This window comes from Photorhabdus hainanensis (genome assembly GCF_018448965.1).
GTDB classification, from domain to species: domain Bacteria; phylum Pseudomonadota; class Gammaproteobacteria; order Enterobacterales; family Enterobacteriaceae; genus Photorhabdus; species Photorhabdus akhurstii.
Genome location: NZ_RCWD01000004.1, coordinates 25,754 through 41,959 on the forward strand (window position 1 = coordinate 25,754; position 16,206 = coordinate 41,959).

General features: G+C 43.3%; 23 protein-coding genes. 3 read left to right on the forward strand and 20 right to left on the reverse strand.

What is annotated here, in order from left to right:
- Positions 1 to 279: 279 nt before the first annotated feature.
- Positions 280 to 675 carry a VOC family protein gene (locus EAE92_RS03545; protein ID WP_214067073.1) on the forward strand — a complete coding sequence of 132 codons (396 nt, stop codon included), beginning with the start codon at positions 280 to 282 and terminating at the stop codon, positions 673 to 675.
- Between the two features lie 87 nt (positions 676 to 762).
- On the opposite strand, the gene EAE92_RS03550 is transcribed toward EAE92_RS03545, so the two are convergent.
- From EAE92_RS03550 to sctW, 20 genes are all read right to left on the reverse strand, one after another.
- A complete protein-coding gene (locus EAE92_RS03550; RefSeq protein ID WP_214067074.1) occupies positions 763 to 1,212 on the reverse strand; it encodes a lysis protein in 450 nt (149 codons plus the stop codon).
- A gap of 9 nt (positions 1,213 to 1,221) precedes the next feature.
- Positions 1,222 to 1,623 carry a structural protein gene (locus EAE92_RS03555; protein WP_036809100.1) on the reverse strand — a complete coding sequence of 134 codons (402 nt, stop codon included), beginning with the start codon at positions 1,621 to 1,623 and terminating at the stop codon, positions 1,222 to 1,224.
- 9 nt (positions 1,624 to 1,632) lie between these two features.
- Entirely contained in the window at positions 1,633 to 1,959 is a 327-nt protein-coding gene (locus EAE92_RS03560; protein WP_036775333.1) for a phage holin, lambda family, read from the reverse strand.
- Positions 1,960 to 2,718: 759 nt separating this feature from the next.
- Positions 2,719 to 3,705 (reverse strand): glycosyltransferase, encoded by a 987-nt coding sequence (locus EAE92_RS03565; RefSeq protein ID WP_214067075.1) that lies wholly within the window; start codon positions 3,703 to 3,705, stop codon positions 2,719 to 2,721.
- 563 nt (positions 3,706 to 4,268) lie between these two features.
- A complete protein-coding gene (locus EAE92_RS03570; RefSeq protein WP_214067076.1) occupies positions 4,269 to 4,658 on the reverse strand; it encodes a YscW family type III secretion system pilotin in 390 nt (129 codons plus the stop codon).
- Positions 4,655 to 4,888, reverse strand: coding sequence for a T3SS regulon translocated regulator ExsE family protein (locus EAE92_RS03575; protein ID WP_214067077.1), 234 nt, complete (start codon positions 4,886 to 4,888; stop codon positions 4,655 to 4,657). The genes EAE92_RS03570 and EAE92_RS03575 overlap by 4 nt, the downstream gene beginning before the upstream one ends.
- A complete protein-coding gene (locus EAE92_RS03580) occupies positions 4,885 to 5,331 on the reverse strand; it encodes a type III secretion system chaperone (RefSeq protein WP_246544990.1) in 447 nt (148 codons plus the stop codon). The genes EAE92_RS03575 and EAE92_RS03580 overlap by 4 nt, the downstream gene beginning before the upstream one ends.
- Positions 5,328 to 5,531, reverse strand: a complete 204-nt coding sequence (locus EAE92_RS03585; protein WP_214067078.1) for a hypothetical protein — start codon at positions 5,529 to 5,531, stop codon at positions 5,328 to 5,330. Before EAE92_RS03585 ends, EAE92_RS03580 begins: the two co-directional genes overlap by 4 nt.
- A gap of 18 nt (positions 5,532 to 5,549) precedes the next feature.
- On the reverse strand, positions 5,550 to 6,440 hold the full coding sequence (locus EAE92_RS03590) for a YopD family type III secretion system translocon subunit (protein ID WP_214067079.1): 891 nt from the start codon (positions 6,438 to 6,440) through the stop codon (positions 5,550 to 5,552).
- A gap of 11 nt (positions 6,441 to 6,451) precedes the next feature.
- Complete coding sequence (sctE, locus tag EAE92_RS03595) at positions 6,452 to 7,615, reverse strand: type III secretion system translocon subunit SseC family protein (RefSeq protein ID WP_214067080.1); 1,164 nt, start codon at positions 7,613 to 7,615, stop codon at positions 6,452 to 6,454.
- On the reverse strand, positions 7,599 to 8,105 hold the full coding sequence (locus tag EAE92_RS03600) for a SycD/LcrH family type III secretion system chaperone (RefSeq protein ID WP_214039620.1): 507 nt from the start codon (positions 8,103 to 8,105) through the stop codon (positions 7,599 to 7,601). Before EAE92_RS03600 ends, sctE begins: the two co-directional genes overlap by 17 nt.
- A gap of 9 nt (positions 8,106 to 8,114) precedes the next feature.
- Positions 8,115 to 9,032, reverse strand: coding sequence for a virulence-associated V antigen (locus EAE92_RS03605; protein ID WP_214067081.1), 918 nt, complete (start codon positions 9,030 to 9,032; stop codon positions 8,115 to 8,117).
- Positions 9,033 to 9,043: 11 nt separating this feature from the next.
- Positions 9,044 to 9,322 (reverse strand): LcrG family type III secretion system chaperone, encoded by a 279-nt coding sequence (locus EAE92_RS03610; protein WP_046395141.1) that lies wholly within the window; start codon positions 9,320 to 9,322, stop codon positions 9,044 to 9,046.
- 40 nt (positions 9,323 to 9,362) lie between these two features.
- On the reverse strand, positions 9,363 to 9,797 hold the full coding sequence (locus EAE92_RS03615) for an LcrR family type III secretion system chaperone (protein WP_214067082.1): 435 nt from the start codon (positions 9,795 to 9,797) through the stop codon (positions 9,363 to 9,365).
- Entirely contained in the window at positions 9,794 to 11,911 is a 2,118-nt protein-coding gene (gene sctV, locus EAE92_RS03620) for a type III secretion system export apparatus subunit SctV (protein WP_214067083.1), read from the reverse strand. The genes EAE92_RS03615 and sctV overlap by 4 nt, the downstream gene beginning before the upstream one ends.
- Complete coding sequence (sctY, locus tag EAE92_RS03625) at positions 11,908 to 12,237, reverse strand: type III secretion system chaperone SctY (protein WP_214067084.1); 330 nt, start codon at positions 12,235 to 12,237, stop codon at positions 11,908 to 11,910. The genes sctV and sctY overlap by 4 nt, the downstream gene beginning before the upstream one ends.
- A 2-nt stretch (positions 12,238 to 12,239) precedes the next feature.
- On the reverse strand, positions 12,240 to 12,605 hold the full coding sequence (gene sctX, locus EAE92_RS03630) for a YscX family type III secretion system protein SctX (protein WP_036775307.1): 366 nt from the start codon (positions 12,603 to 12,605) through the stop codon (positions 12,240 to 12,242).
- A complete protein-coding gene (gene sycN / locus EAE92_RS03635) occupies positions 12,602 to 12,973 on the reverse strand; it encodes a type III secretion chaperone SycN (protein ID WP_046395145.1) in 372 nt (123 codons plus the stop codon). Before sycN ends, sctX begins: the two co-directional genes overlap by 4 nt.
- A complete protein-coding gene (locus EAE92_RS03640) occupies positions 12,970 to 13,257 on the reverse strand; it encodes a TyeA family type III secretion system gatekeeper subunit (protein WP_036775304.1) in 288 nt (95 codons plus the stop codon). The genes sycN and EAE92_RS03640 overlap by 4 nt, the downstream gene beginning before the upstream one ends.
- Entirely contained in the window at positions 13,238 to 14,110 is an 873-nt protein-coding gene (gene sctW / locus EAE92_RS03645; protein WP_214067085.1) for a type III secretion system gatekeeper subunit SctW, read from the reverse strand. Before sctW ends, EAE92_RS03640 begins: the two co-directional genes overlap by 20 nt.
- Before the next feature lie 306 nt (positions 14,111 to 14,416).
- Here sctW and sctN point away from each other — a divergent pair, with 306 nt between their 5' ends.
- Both sctN and EAE92_RS03655 read left to right on the forward strand, forming a co-directional pair.
- Complete coding sequence (gene sctN, locus EAE92_RS03650) at positions 14,417 to 15,739, forward strand: type III secretion system ATPase SctN (protein WP_214067086.1); 1,323 nt, start codon at positions 14,417 to 14,419, stop codon at positions 15,737 to 15,739.
- Positions 15,739 to 16,200, forward strand: coding sequence for a type III secretion protein (locus tag EAE92_RS03655; RefSeq protein ID WP_036775296.1), 462 nt, complete (start codon positions 15,739 to 15,741; stop codon positions 16,198 to 16,200). The genes sctN and EAE92_RS03655 overlap by 1 nt, the downstream gene beginning before the upstream one ends.
- Positions 16,201 to 16,206 lie beyond the last annotated feature (6 nt).

Here is a 16,206-nt window from a genome sequence, read left to right on the forward strand (position 1 = left end):
AAATCCGTGTTCATATAAGAGACTTTAGTAATTAAGATGATAGAAAATAAAAAAACAACCAACTAACCTATCAAAAAACGCCAATTATAAAACCATAAATTTTGCCATATTATAAATAATAGCTCGGTAGTATCGAATATTTTTAGATTGTTTTAATTTTGAAGCTCACCACTTTGTACTTTTCTCGTTTATCAACTACCATTATCGATTGTTTTATATAGCAATAGAAGATCTGAGAATTGGGCATATTCCACAAAAACTTTATCAACTGGGATTACCATGAAAAAATCAACCATACTAAGAATCGCCAGACCAACTGACAACTTAACTCAAATTGCTGAAATGTACTGCCAAGGTTTAGGATTTATTATCCTGGAGCAATTCAAAGATCATGAAAATTTTGATGGTATTATTCTCGGGCATCCGAACCATCTCTGGCATCTCGAATTTACCCATCATCGTGGCACAACAGTAGGAAGATCCCCCACGCAGGACAATTTATTGGCCTTCTATATATCAGACCGTTCAGAATGGTTAGAACAGATATCATTAATGAAAAACGCTGGCTTTATCGCAGTCCCCTCTTACAACCCATATTGGGATATTGATGGTAAAACATTCGAAGATATTGATGGTTATCGGGTTGTGTTACAAAACACAGTATTCCCTGTTTGATTATTAATCGACCTTAAGCATACTTGCCCTAATAACCAACCCTACCTACGTTGTTTTAGATTACGCAATAACATTATCAAAACTCAGCTATTGACACTGAGTTTTGATATATTCTTGCAAGTATTTCGTTTGTTGTTCGTTCTCAACAATCATTCTTCGGAGATCGAAATAATCTTGTTCAGCTGCCGGGTTAAGTCGTGGGGGGGTTGCATGGCCCACGCTGCCGGAGGAGCCGGCTTCGCCTTGATTACAGGTGGCCGCGATGCGCAACCGGCGATGACCAGCGGCAACATCGTTGCGAAGCACATCAATTTCAGATTTCGCATGAGCAAGCTCCTTTGTATGCTGATTATCCAGTTCAGACAGGAGCTTTATCCGCTCCTGCTGATTAACGATTTCATTCTGCTGCTCCAGCAACTCACTCTGTAGCTTAACTGTCGTATCAAGCTGTTTGGTATACTTACCGTAATAGTGGTAAGCCAGAAGCGAGACAAGCGCTAGTGCAATAACAGTATAACCATGAGAGTTAAACTTCATAATATCGCTCTACAAAAGTGAAAATGCTTTATCAATGACCGCATTGCTATAAGGCTGACTACCATTTTCCATGGTAATAACGGACTTAAGAAGCTTTGTCATAAATACTTCATTAAATACATCAACAACCTGATCACAAGTCACTTCAGTGTCTTTACATACATGGCTAATATAAGCATCAGTATTATTTTCATTATGGGGAGCCCATCGTGAAATGATACCTTTCACTGTTTTAAGACCATATTTCCGATTGTAATTATGCAGAATTTTAATCATTGCCCGAATACCATATTCAGGGCTGACAAACTGGCAGAAAGATTTGTCGGTACGTTGTGATTCTGGTACCAAACCTTGCCAATCGTCACCCCAACGAATGTTGCCAGGGTTATTATTTCGAATACCTCTGCTCATAATTCACTCCTACTGTTTATTACCTGTTTTGTTATTAACAACTTTTCTTAAGATCTGACCAAAATAGTCAGTTCCCAGATAACCAATAATGACACTGCCGATGTAAGCCAAGTCCGTGCTCATACCAAAAAAATTCAACACATCACGGATAAACCAAGCAATCATGGCACACATAATAGAATCCATAATTGACGTCCAAAATTTACCGCCGTTATATCGACCTCTGAGATAAGCCATCGCGGCAGCCAGTGCCGCGCCTATACCTTGTTCTTTGACTGACAGCAGCCATACCCATAGCTGCATCCAGATGTCAGGCTGTTTATCCATGTATTTCATCCTTTACTCCCATTCATATAATGGGAATCCATAGGCTGCCGTGTAGCCTTAAATTTCAGTTAATAGGAATACTGCGAAATCAGTAGAATAAGAAAAGGCCACACATAGCGCAGCCTTAAATTTTATAAGGTGATTACTTACATTTAGTATAATATCGAACTCATCAACAAACTCTGGTTGTATGTCATTACGTATAAGGGAATAATAATAATTAATAGATACATGATTTATTAAGGCATTAACTATTCCAATTAAACAATACTCTTTTTGTTAGCTATTATTCTACAAGAATTCATATTCTATCTATTTTTTAATTTCCCAATAGTCCATCCTTCAATCAAAAGCAAGGGATTATTACTTCGCCTTGAATTTGCTACTTTCAAGTATCAACATAATCACCGTGCATTTAATTTCTGAAATGTCTTGTTATAGTAACCTTATTTCTGCTGATTCATTTAAGAACAAAATAAACGCTAAATCAAGGCCAAATCACTCCTCCCCTTTCTAATATAAATAACTTTGCTCTTATCAAGTTACTCAAATATCCTTATAATGTATGCTGATATTCTCAATCATTTAACCTGGAAAAATGAATGTTCGCAGGAAGATTTTTGTTACTCAAAAAAATAATTATATCGAAAATATTTTATATCCTCACTGTCAACTTAAATGTTGGATTACCCTTACTAATAGACTGTGAAATGAAAAATTAATCAGATGAAAATAATTAAAAATAGAGCATCTAACGTATTATAATCATTATCCCATAAATCTCCTTAATACTAAAATTAGATTACAACGTATAATAAACCATAATTCATGATAATTATGTACACCTGATAATAAATCTCTCAAAGCAATTTTTTCAATAAAACGTTTCGCAAGTAATTTTTTTAAGGCAGGATCTTGTATCCTTTTTCTATACAAAATAAATAAACTGCCAATCTCTCGTATTGCATGACGATTCAGTGATCTTCTTAACGACTTTTCACCTCTAATCCCTTTTGAGATGTTAATAATTGAATCAACTACAGTAATATAGCTATCAGCCCGATGATATAATTTTTTAATTTCTTTTGAGCGAGTTATTGATTCCAAATTATGTCGATAACAATATAATAACTCCTCACAAAAGCCAATTCGATTCGCGATAAGTGACAAATTAATGGTCCATAAAATATCTTCGTGAAGGGTATTTTCTCTAAAACTGAGTTGGTTATTTATAATCAGCTCCTTTTTAATAAGTTGTAACCAAACAAAATGTGGCCATTCTCTACATTCAACACAATACTCTATCCACTCTTTACCCGTTAATACCCTGCCATAAGGTTGTCTACGTGTTATTCTTTTATTCTCCTGTAAGTATGGCTCTTCTGTGAAACTAACTCCATTGCCAATTAACACATCTAATTTCTGTGCAATAGCTTGATCAAGCCATTTTCTTAATATTTGCGGTTTCAGCCAATCGTCACTATCAATAAATAAAACCCACTCTCCTCTCGCATATTTTATGCCATGATTTCTAGCTACTGAAACACCACGGTTTTCTTGATTAAAGATCCGTATTCTATTATCTCTTTTTTTATATTCATTAATTACTCCTAAGCTATTATCCGTTGAGCCGTCATTAATAATAACAACCTCAAAATTAACATTCTCTTGCACAGATATTGAATCTAACAAGCAGGCTATATAACTTTCATTATTAAATAGTGGGATAATGATAGTAATATCAAACTGAAACATCTATAGTCCTTTTAATGAATTAGTTGTTTTTGATAAGAACATTATTTTCATAGTAAAAATGTGCCTTTTCCCCATTGCTATTCACAGACCATACAATATTTTAATCATCAGTTATAGATGGGATTAAAATTTTCATCAAAAAAGAAGATGATTAAGTGTGATAATGATTAAAGAATATATCTGTAATTTACACATTACCGTCTCTTGTAAAGATAGCAACAGTCATCCAAACCTATTGGAACAGTTTAAATAAATCGGTAAATGTAGCAGATAAAATCCTTGGATTCACATATAAATACAATTAAATATTTTAAGGTAAAAAAACAAATGTAATCAAAAATAAGAAATAGAATAAAACAATAGAGAAGGGCGAAAAACATTAACTATATTTACTAGCTATAATAATATAATAGATGTAAAGCTTATCATGAACTAATTAGCAAATAATATTAAAATAGATATTATAGTAGATACTACTCTTATTTAACCTATAATCAAATGGCATTTAAAAATTTTAAAGGCAATATTATTGCCTTATTTATTAATGGAAAAATATTTAAAACTCATAAACATTCTGGATAACACGGTAAAGGAGACAATTGCACTATAATTCTTTTTCCTGCAACAACTCGTTGTTGGCTTTTCGCCTGTACCGCTCGTTTCCCATCCCAACGTAAACGGGTCCTTAAGAATAGCTCACCATGAGAAAACTGTGGGCTTAAACGCATAGAAAAAGTGAGGGGTAACATGTCCAAGCGATAATACATCTCACCCACTGTCAATACTTTACCTTCAACCACAGTAAGCAACGACACCTCAACGTCTGCCGTTTTAGGCAGAGAAACCGGCATGGTCACATCTCCCTCAATCAACCGTGATGCATCATGCTTGACTACTTCACTGACACAACCAGTAATCAGCAAGCACAACAAGACCAGCCCTATTTTGGTCACGGCTGGCTGATCCTACGTTGTGACAACGGAGTATGCTGCCCATCCAACAAACGCTGCAATGTTGTCTCATGTTCAAGCCCTACGACAAGACCTCTACTTAGCACCACAGAAAGTGGCTCATTAACATTTTGCGGCATATGTCCCAAAGTAACCCGACGGCCGCAACAAAGACTATTATTTTCATGGGACACGTTTGTTAAATGAATGGGTGATGAATTTTCAATTTTCATACTCTCATTCCTAAAGATTCGCTCTGTTGAGAGTCAGCCGGAAGTTGAGCTTGCAATAACTCCTGCCAAAACTCAGCATGATCCAACATACTTGAAAGGCTTTCTTCAAAGAGAGCCAGATTTAGCCGACTAGCTGACATCTGCCGATAAATCTGTACCATTAGCGTTGACTCATCAAAACCAAAATGAAGATCAAACTGATACCAATGACGATTAAAACTGGCTAATTGACGGAAAATCCCTTCTCCAACCGCAGTAATATCAGCCACATCTATCTGTAAAACGAGCTGGTCGCGTTCAGGAATTAAGATCAAAGAGAGGTGAAGGTGCTCATCAAAACAGAGAGCGGCCACACCTTCATGATTTAAAGCCAGGTGCGGCAAGCCGAATTTAACAGCAAATTCAGACAAAACTTGGTTGACGATGGCTATCACATCCATCATGGGTTACTCCTGCTAGAGAAGGCAATCAGACCAACTTGAACTACCGAATAGTCAAACAAACGGGTTACTCCCGCAGAAAAGGGTGCCAGTTTACTACCATCATCTTTTGCGCCTCTGTCACTCAAAGGCAATTCTTTTAATAAAAAGGTCACACCAATAAGAGCGTACCTCTCGGTACGCTCAGACTTATTATCCAACACGGCTCTACTCTGCCAGCATCACACCACGCCAGTCGCCGCGCGCCATGCTTGGACATGGCTCTGATAAAGCTGCTGTATCAATTGCAAAACCTCTCTCATGAAATTGTTATTCAATGAGATCTGATCTTCACTCTTCTGTTTTTCATGTTGAGAAATAGATGAATCCACTTCATGTTCTTTAGCTTTAGCCTGAGAAAGTCCTTGTTCTACCTGCACCGAATTATTGGACATACTCTCTAAAGATTTCATCACTGAAGTTAAGAACTGCTGCTTACTGTTACGACTTTCAAAAACCAAGGTAATAGATTTCAGAGCGCTCTTGTCAGCATCTTGTGCTACATTCCATACTCTACCAATTGCCGCCCGATCCGCATCGCTACTCTTACCTAGCTGTTGCAACTTAAGATCAATTAATTCGTTACGACCAGCAATATTACCTTCCAACGTCTTCTGCTGCTTAATCGCTTGACTATTTTTAGCGGAAGAAAAACCACCTATCAGCCCCGAACCAATCGTCATTAAGCCTGAAACCACTGCCATAGCAATCATCAACTTGGCGCTACGTCGCATCTCATCCACTTGTGACTTCTGAGCATCAATGGACGCTTTATTTTCAGTGTCACGCTGTAAAATACCCAGTTCGCGCATTCTCTTGGCAATCTCAAACAACAGCGACATCATATCTAGCGTATTATTTAATTCTTGTCCGACATTTCCTAAACGACTGGGATCGAAACCCTGTTTCGGTACAATTAATTCAACCTTATCCGTGAGCCTAATTTTTTCCGGCTGTTGAATAGCCGCTTCATGTGCTGTCAGTGTCGGTGTGGGGATTTTGTCAGTTACAATATCAACACTATTATTGACACTGTTCACCTGAGAACTACTGATATTATTAATAGCTTCCATCTTCTTACTCCCTAAATTTCCTGTGGTCGGCTGGCAAGGTTATTTATCATGTCTCCCCTGGCATTGAGCATCTGGAAAATCATTTCCATCACATGTTGGAAAGACTCTACCATTTGGGACAACTCCTCTTTAAGCCTGTCCATAACAGCCTGAAACGCGGTCAATTCACTACGTGAAAGCTGTACATCAGCTTGTCGGTTAGCCGCTTTACTCTGGAAGGCCGCATTGGTAGTTTGAGCGGCGCCATTAGCAAGATCCACTGTCATGTCACTTACCTGTACAGCCAATTTCACGCTCCGAGCCGTGGTATTCGCGGCCATACTGGCAGCTTTAGCAGAAAACTCCGCAGCCTTAGCTGCCATCTCAGCCGCTTTACCGCCAATCTTAGCTCCCATTTTGGCTATAATCCCAGCTGCCGAGCCACCAAAACTGACTGCCAGTGCCGCCAAAGACACTATAATCTCAATCGCCATCATTGCTGGCCCCAGCCATTTCATGGTTTCCTTGCTGATTAAACCATCTTGAGCCGCCTGTTGTAATCCCTGAGATACTGCTCCCACTACTCCTCCGGCAATTAGCATCGCGCCAGCTATCGCGCCAACACCGGTGGCAACCATAATTGCTCCGACCACAATTGAAGCAATCGCACTGATCCAGCCAAAGATCTTGGAAAATAATCCAGATTTTTGCGCCTCTTTAGCAGAATTTTCAGCTTCTTTAATCTTCTGCTGGTTCTCATCCATTTTCTGCAAGCTTTGCTGACGTGCTCGCTGGATATCTTGGATTTTGAGATTTGTCTGATTACGATCAAGCTCGCTGGTCAATTTGCCCAATTCAATCTCTATTGCCTCAGATGAAGATAGTAATAGAGAAGCCAACCGCGAAGTTTCTGTCAGCTTTGCTGTCAGCGACTTTATCAGCCCTGTAGCCTGCTTAGCCTCTTGCATAATCGATTCGAGCTTAGCCATTTCTTCTCGCCCAAGGCGGGTATTACTCACAGCCAATGGCGCTGGCAATGATACCCTTCGTGACTTAGCTACATCAGTAGACAAGTCATTTGCCTGGCTAGGCGTAACATGCTGCTCGCTTTTAGGGGGTATAGTTGCGAGGATTTCATCAACTTGAAAACTGTCGACCCTCGGTTGAAGAACTTTAGATTCACTGACTTGAACCATTTTCCTGAGTCCTTTTTATTGTGATAGCTTCTAACATTGCACTGGAACTGGCAGCCAAAGCGGCCTGTTCCGGCAGAGCTGCCGCAAGTTGTTGAGCCGAGTAGAAGCCACTCTCGGCCCCATCAAGTTCTCCTAATTGCAGGAGACATTCGGCAGCATGAAATGGAAAACGGGGCTCATTAATATCAAGCATCGCTCCGTAGCTATAGCTTTGAATCGCCTGCTCCAGTTGCCCCATTGCCTGACGGCACGCGCCCAATCCAAGGAAGAACCGGGAATCATAGTGATCCAACATACACAAAGCCTGGAATATCTTATGTGCATCCTGCCATTTGCCTGACTGATACTGGTTGAACGCTAATGAGTAAAGTTGCTCCAACGTATCACTAGAAATATCCTTCAACATGGCAAAAGTGCCGCCATCATGAAGAAAAGATTCCAGTTCTTGTGCATATTGGTCAGAAGTCGTTGATGTTTCTTGATGCTCCATAATCATTCCTTAAATTGCGCCGAGAATATTGCGCATGATGCTGTCATACTTTTGAATAAAACGGTTTAACGCCTCGATAGCCGCGTTATAACGGGAACTCGCCTCATTTAAACGTGTTGTTTTTTCCTGGACAGTATTGTTTAGCGGATTTACACGATCGTTAACCGAAGTAGAGAAGTTGGCTAACTTATTATTATCCTTGTCATATTTATATGAATCCTCCAGACCTGTCATAGCGCCACTTTGCTTATTGGGACTTTCTAAAAATGTCTTAATAGAAATTTTAGGATTAGAAGATATCTTCTTTAATAGCTTATATTCAGCACTTTTCTCAAAAGCAGCCTGATCACTAAAACCATATTTCTTATGATCCAATAAATTGAAGGAATCGGAATCGGTAATATTAAGCGTCCCATTAGCTGCTAATTTCGCATTAATCTCCGATTGAATAACACTGTAAACCTTTAACTCTGCGGTCAATGTAGCCAATTCATCACGTAACTCAAGTCGTTTTTTATCATGACCTGACATAACAGAAACGAATATATCGATTACATCATCATCAAGACGATCCGGCGTTAAATTAAAATGAACCGCAGCCAGAAAATCTTTTAATGTCCAAGTTTTTAATGCTGAGCTATTCAAGAAAGATTTAAGATTTTCGATCCCATTTTTTATTTGGCTATCTAAGTGACCACCTTTAACAACAGCGTCCGCTGGCAGAAAATAGGCAATCAGTTTTTTCAGGAGTTCTTTATCGTTAGTGATAACAACAGAACCAGATTCAATCTTGATCTTCTTCTCAAGAATAAGCTCAACCAATTCATCAAGCTTCGAAGATCCAGAACCTTGTAATTGATTTAGCGAAACCCCGTTCAGATCTTTCAAAAAAAGCTGTGGGTCATTTTGATATGGCCTAATTTCCACCTTCAAACTCCTTATACAATAATGCCACGCATACGAGGTGGGCGACGGAGACGCTTTCCCTCTTCCAAAGAGGGAGGTTGGTTGCTTCGTAAGCGATTAACTTCTGTCAGCAACTCTTGTTCGGCATTCTGAACCAAAGTAACGTCAGTATGACCAAACAATTCTGTACCCACATTTGGGTTGATGCCAAGAGACTGCCACATCTCCTGCAATAGTTGCAGTCTGTGATCGCTGTCCTTAATGGCCGCCTCAGCAGCTTGCAGTACCTTAGCGTTAGGCTTCTCTTGCATCAGTGACTCCTATAATAAAGAGAGATATTGATTCTTCCTGTCAAAGTTGGACTTTTTTTTGTTGTTTTCTCATTTGATGTAGCGATATAACGCAACTGGCTTCTAACTCAAACCAGCCAGGCGCCACCTCACTCGCACCAGTCCAGCGATGGTAGAACCGGGCCAAACGTTCATCATTAAGGGGAGAGTCAACCAAAGTATTAACTTGACCATAAAGCCGGCTACCCGGCCCAAGTACTGCCATCGTTGCTGTCGCCAACAGATAAAGAGGCGCAAATGGATTAGCAAGCCCTCGGCGCTGCCGGGTACGGCGTAACATCACGATCCAAACTCGCGGCGCATCATAACGCCAGGCAATTTCACAATCTTCATACCACACACGCCAGCCAAGAGGGATCGGGCTACTTCCCATATAATGAGGGTGTACTGAATAACCCCGCTCCTTAAACCAAGGGATTAGCGGATCACTATTCATAGACACACCCTACCAAGAGGTTGGATGTTGATCTGTTGCGTCAATTCCTGATACGAGAGCACCGGCAAGCCGTGGTGATCACCTTCAATTAACTTACGGACATAGCGACGAATATCCATTGATACGATTAACACTGGCTTATTCTGCATCTGTGTTAAATCGCCCACTGTTTTCTTCATCTGTTCAAGGAAACTTTGTGTTACTGCCGGGTCCAGCGCCAGATAACTACCTGCGCTCGTTTGACGAATACCACTCCGGATCTGCTCCTCTACCTGTTGATCTAACAGATAGGCGGGCAGGATATTGTTACCATTAGCATACTTGTAACAGATGTAACGCTTGAGACTACTGCGAATATATTCCGTTAATTGCACCACATCTTTTTCCTTCTGCCCCCACACCACCATAGCTTCGAGAATCGTACGTGTATTACGAATAGAGATGTCCTCACCGACCAGCCGCTGCAATATCTCAGTCATCCGCTGCAATGGAATTATGCGCATGGCCTCCTTGACCAATTCACCATAGCTACCCTCCATCTGTTCCAGAAGATAACGGGTTTCCTGCACGCCAATAAAATCTTCGGCGTACTCCCGCAACACATGTGATAAATGCCAGGTGATCACCTGAGACATGGATAAAAACGCCAGCCCGGACTTCGCCAAACGTTCCTGATGTGCTTCGGCTACCCACAGAGTAGGCTGATTAGGCAATAGCGGTTCCCCCTCTTCATAAGGAATAGCCAACAATTCCAACTGACTGACCGGTTCCTGCACCAGCAAATGTGATGAACGCAGCCGACCACGAGCAACAGGCACCTCTTGTAGCTGGATCAGGTATTCCCCCTCCTTCATTCCCTCATTAAAGCGTAAGTGGATACCCGGAAATGGTACCCCTAAATCCAAATAGAGGGCGCGTCGTACCCGTATTAATTCATCATTCAGTGAAATAGCTTCCAGCTCAGCCTGTAATCCCGCATCCACATCAATAAGTAAAGGAACCGTCATCGCAAATTCCTCTTTCTCACTCAGCTTGCCAGCCTTGGCCTTACTACCGCTTTTGGGTTTAGGTTTGGCTGCCGGAGCGCCTGCTCCTTGGGCTAATAGGCTAGGAAGATCCGTTTCCTGGCTGGCGCTGGCTTGTCGCTGGCGTTGGAACAGCAAATAACCGCCACCTGCCACCACCAGTGCAAGCGTTAAGAAGGTTAATGTAGGGAATCCGGGAATAAGGCCAAATAGCACCAATAAAACACCGCCAATCAGCAGCGCCTTTGGTTGGGCAACAACCTGCTCGCCGATCTCATTACCCAGATCCGAGGCGTCTTCCGACGAAACCCGGGTAACAATGATACCCGCGGTGATAGCGATCAATAGCGCCGGAACCTGAGAGACCATACCATCACCAACGGTCAAAATAGCGTAGAGCTGCAATGCATCAGCCGCCGACATCCCTTTCTGAGTGACGCCTATAGTTATCCCACCCAAAATGTTGACAAAGATGATGAGGAGACTTGCAATCGCATCACCCTTAACAAATTTCATCGCACCATCCATCGAACCAAACATCTGGCTCTCTTTTTCGATAATGCTGCGCCTCTCTCTGGCTTCATTGACGTCAATAACGCCGGCACGCATATCTCCGTCGATACTCATCTGTTTACCGGGCATGGCATCAAGAGAAAAGCGGGCGCTCACCTCAGCTACGCGTTCCGAACCTTTGGTTATGACGATAAATTGTACAATGGTGATGATCAGAAAGATCACTATCCCGACAATCAGGTTGCCGCCGACAACGAAATTACCGAAGGTATAGACTATCTTACCGGCATCTGCTTGTAGGAGGATCATCCGGGTGGTACTGACGGAAAGCGCCAGACGAAATAGCGTTGTCACCAGTAAGACCGCAGGAAAAGCGGAAAACTGTAAGGGGGAATTGATATAGACCGCCATCATCATGAGCACCACCGAGATGGTCATATTAATGGCGATCAAAATGTCAAGCAGGATAGGCGGAAGCGGCAACACCATCATGAAAACCACGGCTAGCAACAATATCGCCAACATGATGTCTTTACGCTCGCCAATCAGACGCAATAACTCAAACCCACGGCTCATAATAGCGCCCCTTGAGCGAGATAACGTTGATAAGCATTACGCGCTTCTTCCAGGTTCCCCTCCTGTTGACAAGCGCGGCTAACACAAAGCCAGAGGGCTGCGTTTTGTTCGCCCTGTTCTTGTAAGAGAGTGCAATGTTCTTTTGCCGCGCTCCCCTCTTGCAGTTTAAGTAATGAAACCACCAAGGCGCGACGCCCTTCCTGATTTTCTGGATGCAAAGCCAGTAATGCATCCAATAAAATACGCGCTCGGTCAGGATGACCGTATTGAAGTTGTAGCCAGCCGAGCAGCAACAGGGCGCTCTGCTGTTTAGCACTGAGAGTCATGGTCATACCTTGTGCAACAGGTGCAGAGCCATCTGCAACAACTGTTCATCTTGATTCATTTTTTCCAACAGGGAGACAGCATGCTGTACCCTGACGTCATCATCTTGTTGCAAAATTGTACGCAGACCACTCACAGCCTGACGGAAATCATGTGGGCGCAACAGAGAGTGAAACCCATCTTGCGGGCAAGCAAAAGCCAACAAAGCCTGATCAGCCTTGTTAGCGGGATAAAGACGTGCAGAGTGAGTCTCAACGGATTGACCATCGGGCAATAACGCGTAGCGATCAGGTAAACTAACCCCTATCTCTTCCCGACTGATCGCCGTTAGTTGTTCAATTCCTATGTGGGCGGCAGCGATTTTGCTCACGAAGCGAGCACCTCTCGCTGTACTCTTAACAAAGAGCGAAATGCCTGATGCAGCAAAGGCAAGGTTATATCTCGTTCGTCTAGTGTCACAAACAATAACAGGCGATCTTCCCCCAACCAGCCACAACGCAAGGGCAGTTCTGGCCCCTGACCACTGAAAGTGAGTAACATCGCCTTAACCATGACCTCTTTTCCTTGATGCCAGGGAATTTCGCGGGCCAGCCAAAGTGTTAATGCGCCGCCATAGCGCTCAATTTGTAACGTACCAGAATACTCAAAATCGATTTGGATCAAGGGGCTGGAAACGTCAGACATCTCCATACCCAAATCCTGACAAAACTGGAGCAACTGTGGCTCTATCCAGTTCATGACGCTCCCTCTCCCGACCACAACTCGTCTTCTTCTCTCTCAATCGCTGTATCCAGCGCCAGTTGACAAGCATTAAGCAAATTTTGACGCTGTTCTTCATCACTAAACACTTCTACCGGAATCAAGCGAATCAATCGCTTCAACTCCCGGTAGAAATGAATTTGAGTTTGGCTATCCTGCAATCCCAAAGCATGACCGAGCATTTCAATATCCCGCACATTGGCCCAACGTTTCTCAACCAGAGAAACGACATCCCCCATAAGGTCAGAAGGCCCGTATGCCATGATTCTCCCCCTCTATCACGCTTTTCCATAACTGCTCAACCTGAACCGACAAACTATTAAGCAAACGGAGTTTATGCATGTCACTCATCACACGTTCCAGCTTAATCGGATCAAGTTGCCGTTGTTGGCTGTCCAGATCAGCGCTCAACGCTTTCATGATGAATCCTGTTACTTCCATCAGGGAACTACTCTTGAAATTGGCTTGAATATCCCGCCAGGCAGCCGACAGCCCTTGATAATCCATCACTGCATCTCGATAGATGTTGCGCAACGCTTGCAAGTTGCCAACCCCATTTCTCGCTGCTGTCGCGGCATCAGGCGTAATGCGCGCTCCCAACTCGATAGCAATCCCTTGTTCTTGCGCTAAACGTGACAATTCCTGGTCAATCAATGTCAATATGGCATGTGCCTCTGGCCTGCCGGCCAGCGCGTCACGGGCCTGACTCAGCGCATAGAATTGCTCACTCACCTCGCCAGAGAAACTTTCTAGATAAGCCTGTAACTGAGCAATATTCGTCAATTGGGCGCTATTTAAGTGAGAGATCAATGCTTTGACCTTTTGTTGACGCTCCAAATCCGGCACCTTCTGCAAATATTCGCCCACCAACGCCTCAATTTCTCGTACCCTGGCATGCCCATCGCTAACTTTACGCTTGGAGAGCGGCATATCTTTGCGCTCCGAAAATGCAAAGGTCAGCTCTTCAGCCGCATCAGCAAAAGATTGGGATGCCGATACCAACACGACTTTCTCTCCCTGAAACTGACCAACCTTAGCCTGCTCCTGTTGTGCGGTAACCCCGGTACCCGGTTCTGATAAAGTTATCGAATGAAGATGATTCTGGATAATATCCATAGCCTACCTTGTCATATCAGAGTTAATAATGAACAAATTATAAAGATACCGTCCCAGCGCCTATGCCAAAATCAGTCGTGAATTTTTAGCAAAATCCGTCGTAACCCAAAGCAGAGTCCCATTGATCTGGTGTAAGGCGCATCAAGCATGAACAATACGCCATGAATAAGATCAGGAAATCTCACCGATAAAGCAGGGAACGTTCAGGCAAACTCCAACCATTTTCTAAAAACTCCCGACTCAGGTTGCAATCCCTCCCTCTCTCCCTTCTTTATAGTATTTGCAGCAGAGGTTATATAAACGATCATGAAGCTTTCCCTTGACCATATTCCCGGCCAAATGCGCCACGCCATTAATGAATGCCGGCTAATTCAGATTCGCGGCAGGGTTACACAGGTCACGGGTACACTACTTAAAGCCGTCATTCCTGGTGTACGAATAGGTGAACTTTGTCACTTACGCAATCCTGACAACACGCTGTCGCTTTTGGCGGAGGTGATTGGATTCCAACAACATCAAGCGCTGTTGACGCCACTTGGTGAAATGTTCGGCATCTCTTCAAATACCGAAGTCAGTCCAACCGGAGCTATGCACCAAGTTGGTGTGGGTGATTACCTGTTAGGACAAGTCCTTGATGGGCTAGGTAATCCGTTTTCCGGCGGCCAATTGCCGGAACCACAAGCGTGGTATCCCGTTTATCGAGATGCCCCGGCTCCCATGAGTCGTAAACGGATTGAACACCCGCTTTCACTCGGCGTACGCGCTATTGATGGCTTACTCACTTGCGGTGAAGGCCAACGGATGGGGATTTTCGCCGCGGCGGGCGGCGGAAAAAGTACATTGCTATCTACGTTGATTCGTAGCGCCGAAGTTGACGTTACCGTGCTGGCGCTCATTGGTGAACGTGGCCGCGAAGTACGAGAATTCATCGAATCGGATCTCGGTGAAGAGGGATTAAAACGTTCCGTGCTGGTGGTCGCGACCTCAGATCGCCCGGCAATGGAGCGAGCTAAAGCAGGGTTTGTCGCTACGTCAATCGCTGAATATTTTCGTGATCAAGGCAAACGTGTACTGCTATTGATGGATTCTGTGACCCGTTTCGCCCGAGCACAACGAGAAATAGGTTTAGCTGCCGGCGAACCGCCAACCCGGCGTGGTTATCCTCCGTCAGTGTTCGCGGCTTTGCCACGATTAATGGAACGCGCGGGTCAATCCGACAAAGGTTCGATTACCGCCCTCTATACCGTATTGGTGGAAGGCGATGACATGACAGAACCCGTAGCAGATGAGACTCGATCTATCCTTGATGGTCACATTATTTTGTCACGCAAGCTGGCTGCGGCTAACCACTATCCCGCTATCGATGTGCTACGTTCCGCCAGCAGGGTAATGAATCAAATTATTACTCCTGAACATCAGGCTCAAGCTGGCCTGTTACGCAACTGGTTAGCTAAATATGAAGAAGTGGAGCTTTTGTTGCAGATTGGAGAGTATCAAAAGGGGCAAGATCTCGTTGCTGACAATGCCATTGCGCATATTGACGCAATACGTAGCTGGTTACGCCAAGGCACTCATGAGCCAAGTGATTTACCGCAAACTTTAGCGCTATTACAGCAGATAACTAGATAATGATTAGCCGTTTACAACGCATAAAAGCCTTACGAGTCGAACGCGCTGAAAAACATTTTTCTCTGCAACAAATGAAACTACAAACAGCCCGTCAAAACCATCAACAGGCTTTGCAAACCCTGCAAGATTACGGTCAATGGCGAATAGAAGAGGAACAGCGGCTTTTTGCACTGTGTCAGGGCAAACCTATTGACCGTAAAGGTCTCGAACGCTGGCAACAACAAGTTGCCTTGTTGCGCGAAAATGAAGCGCAATTGGAAAAGCAAGCGGCTGAAATGAAAGAAAAAGTGGAGCTGGAACTCCGTCAATTACAAGAGTGTCAGCGTGTACTGCACCACGCACGCCAGCAGCAAGAAAAATTTAATGAATTGGGTCGTCAGCAGCAGGAGGCGATCCGTGCCCAAGGTGAATACCAGGAAGAGCTGGAACAAGAAGAGTTCCATCGCCAAGAAAGAGTGTAAAACAGA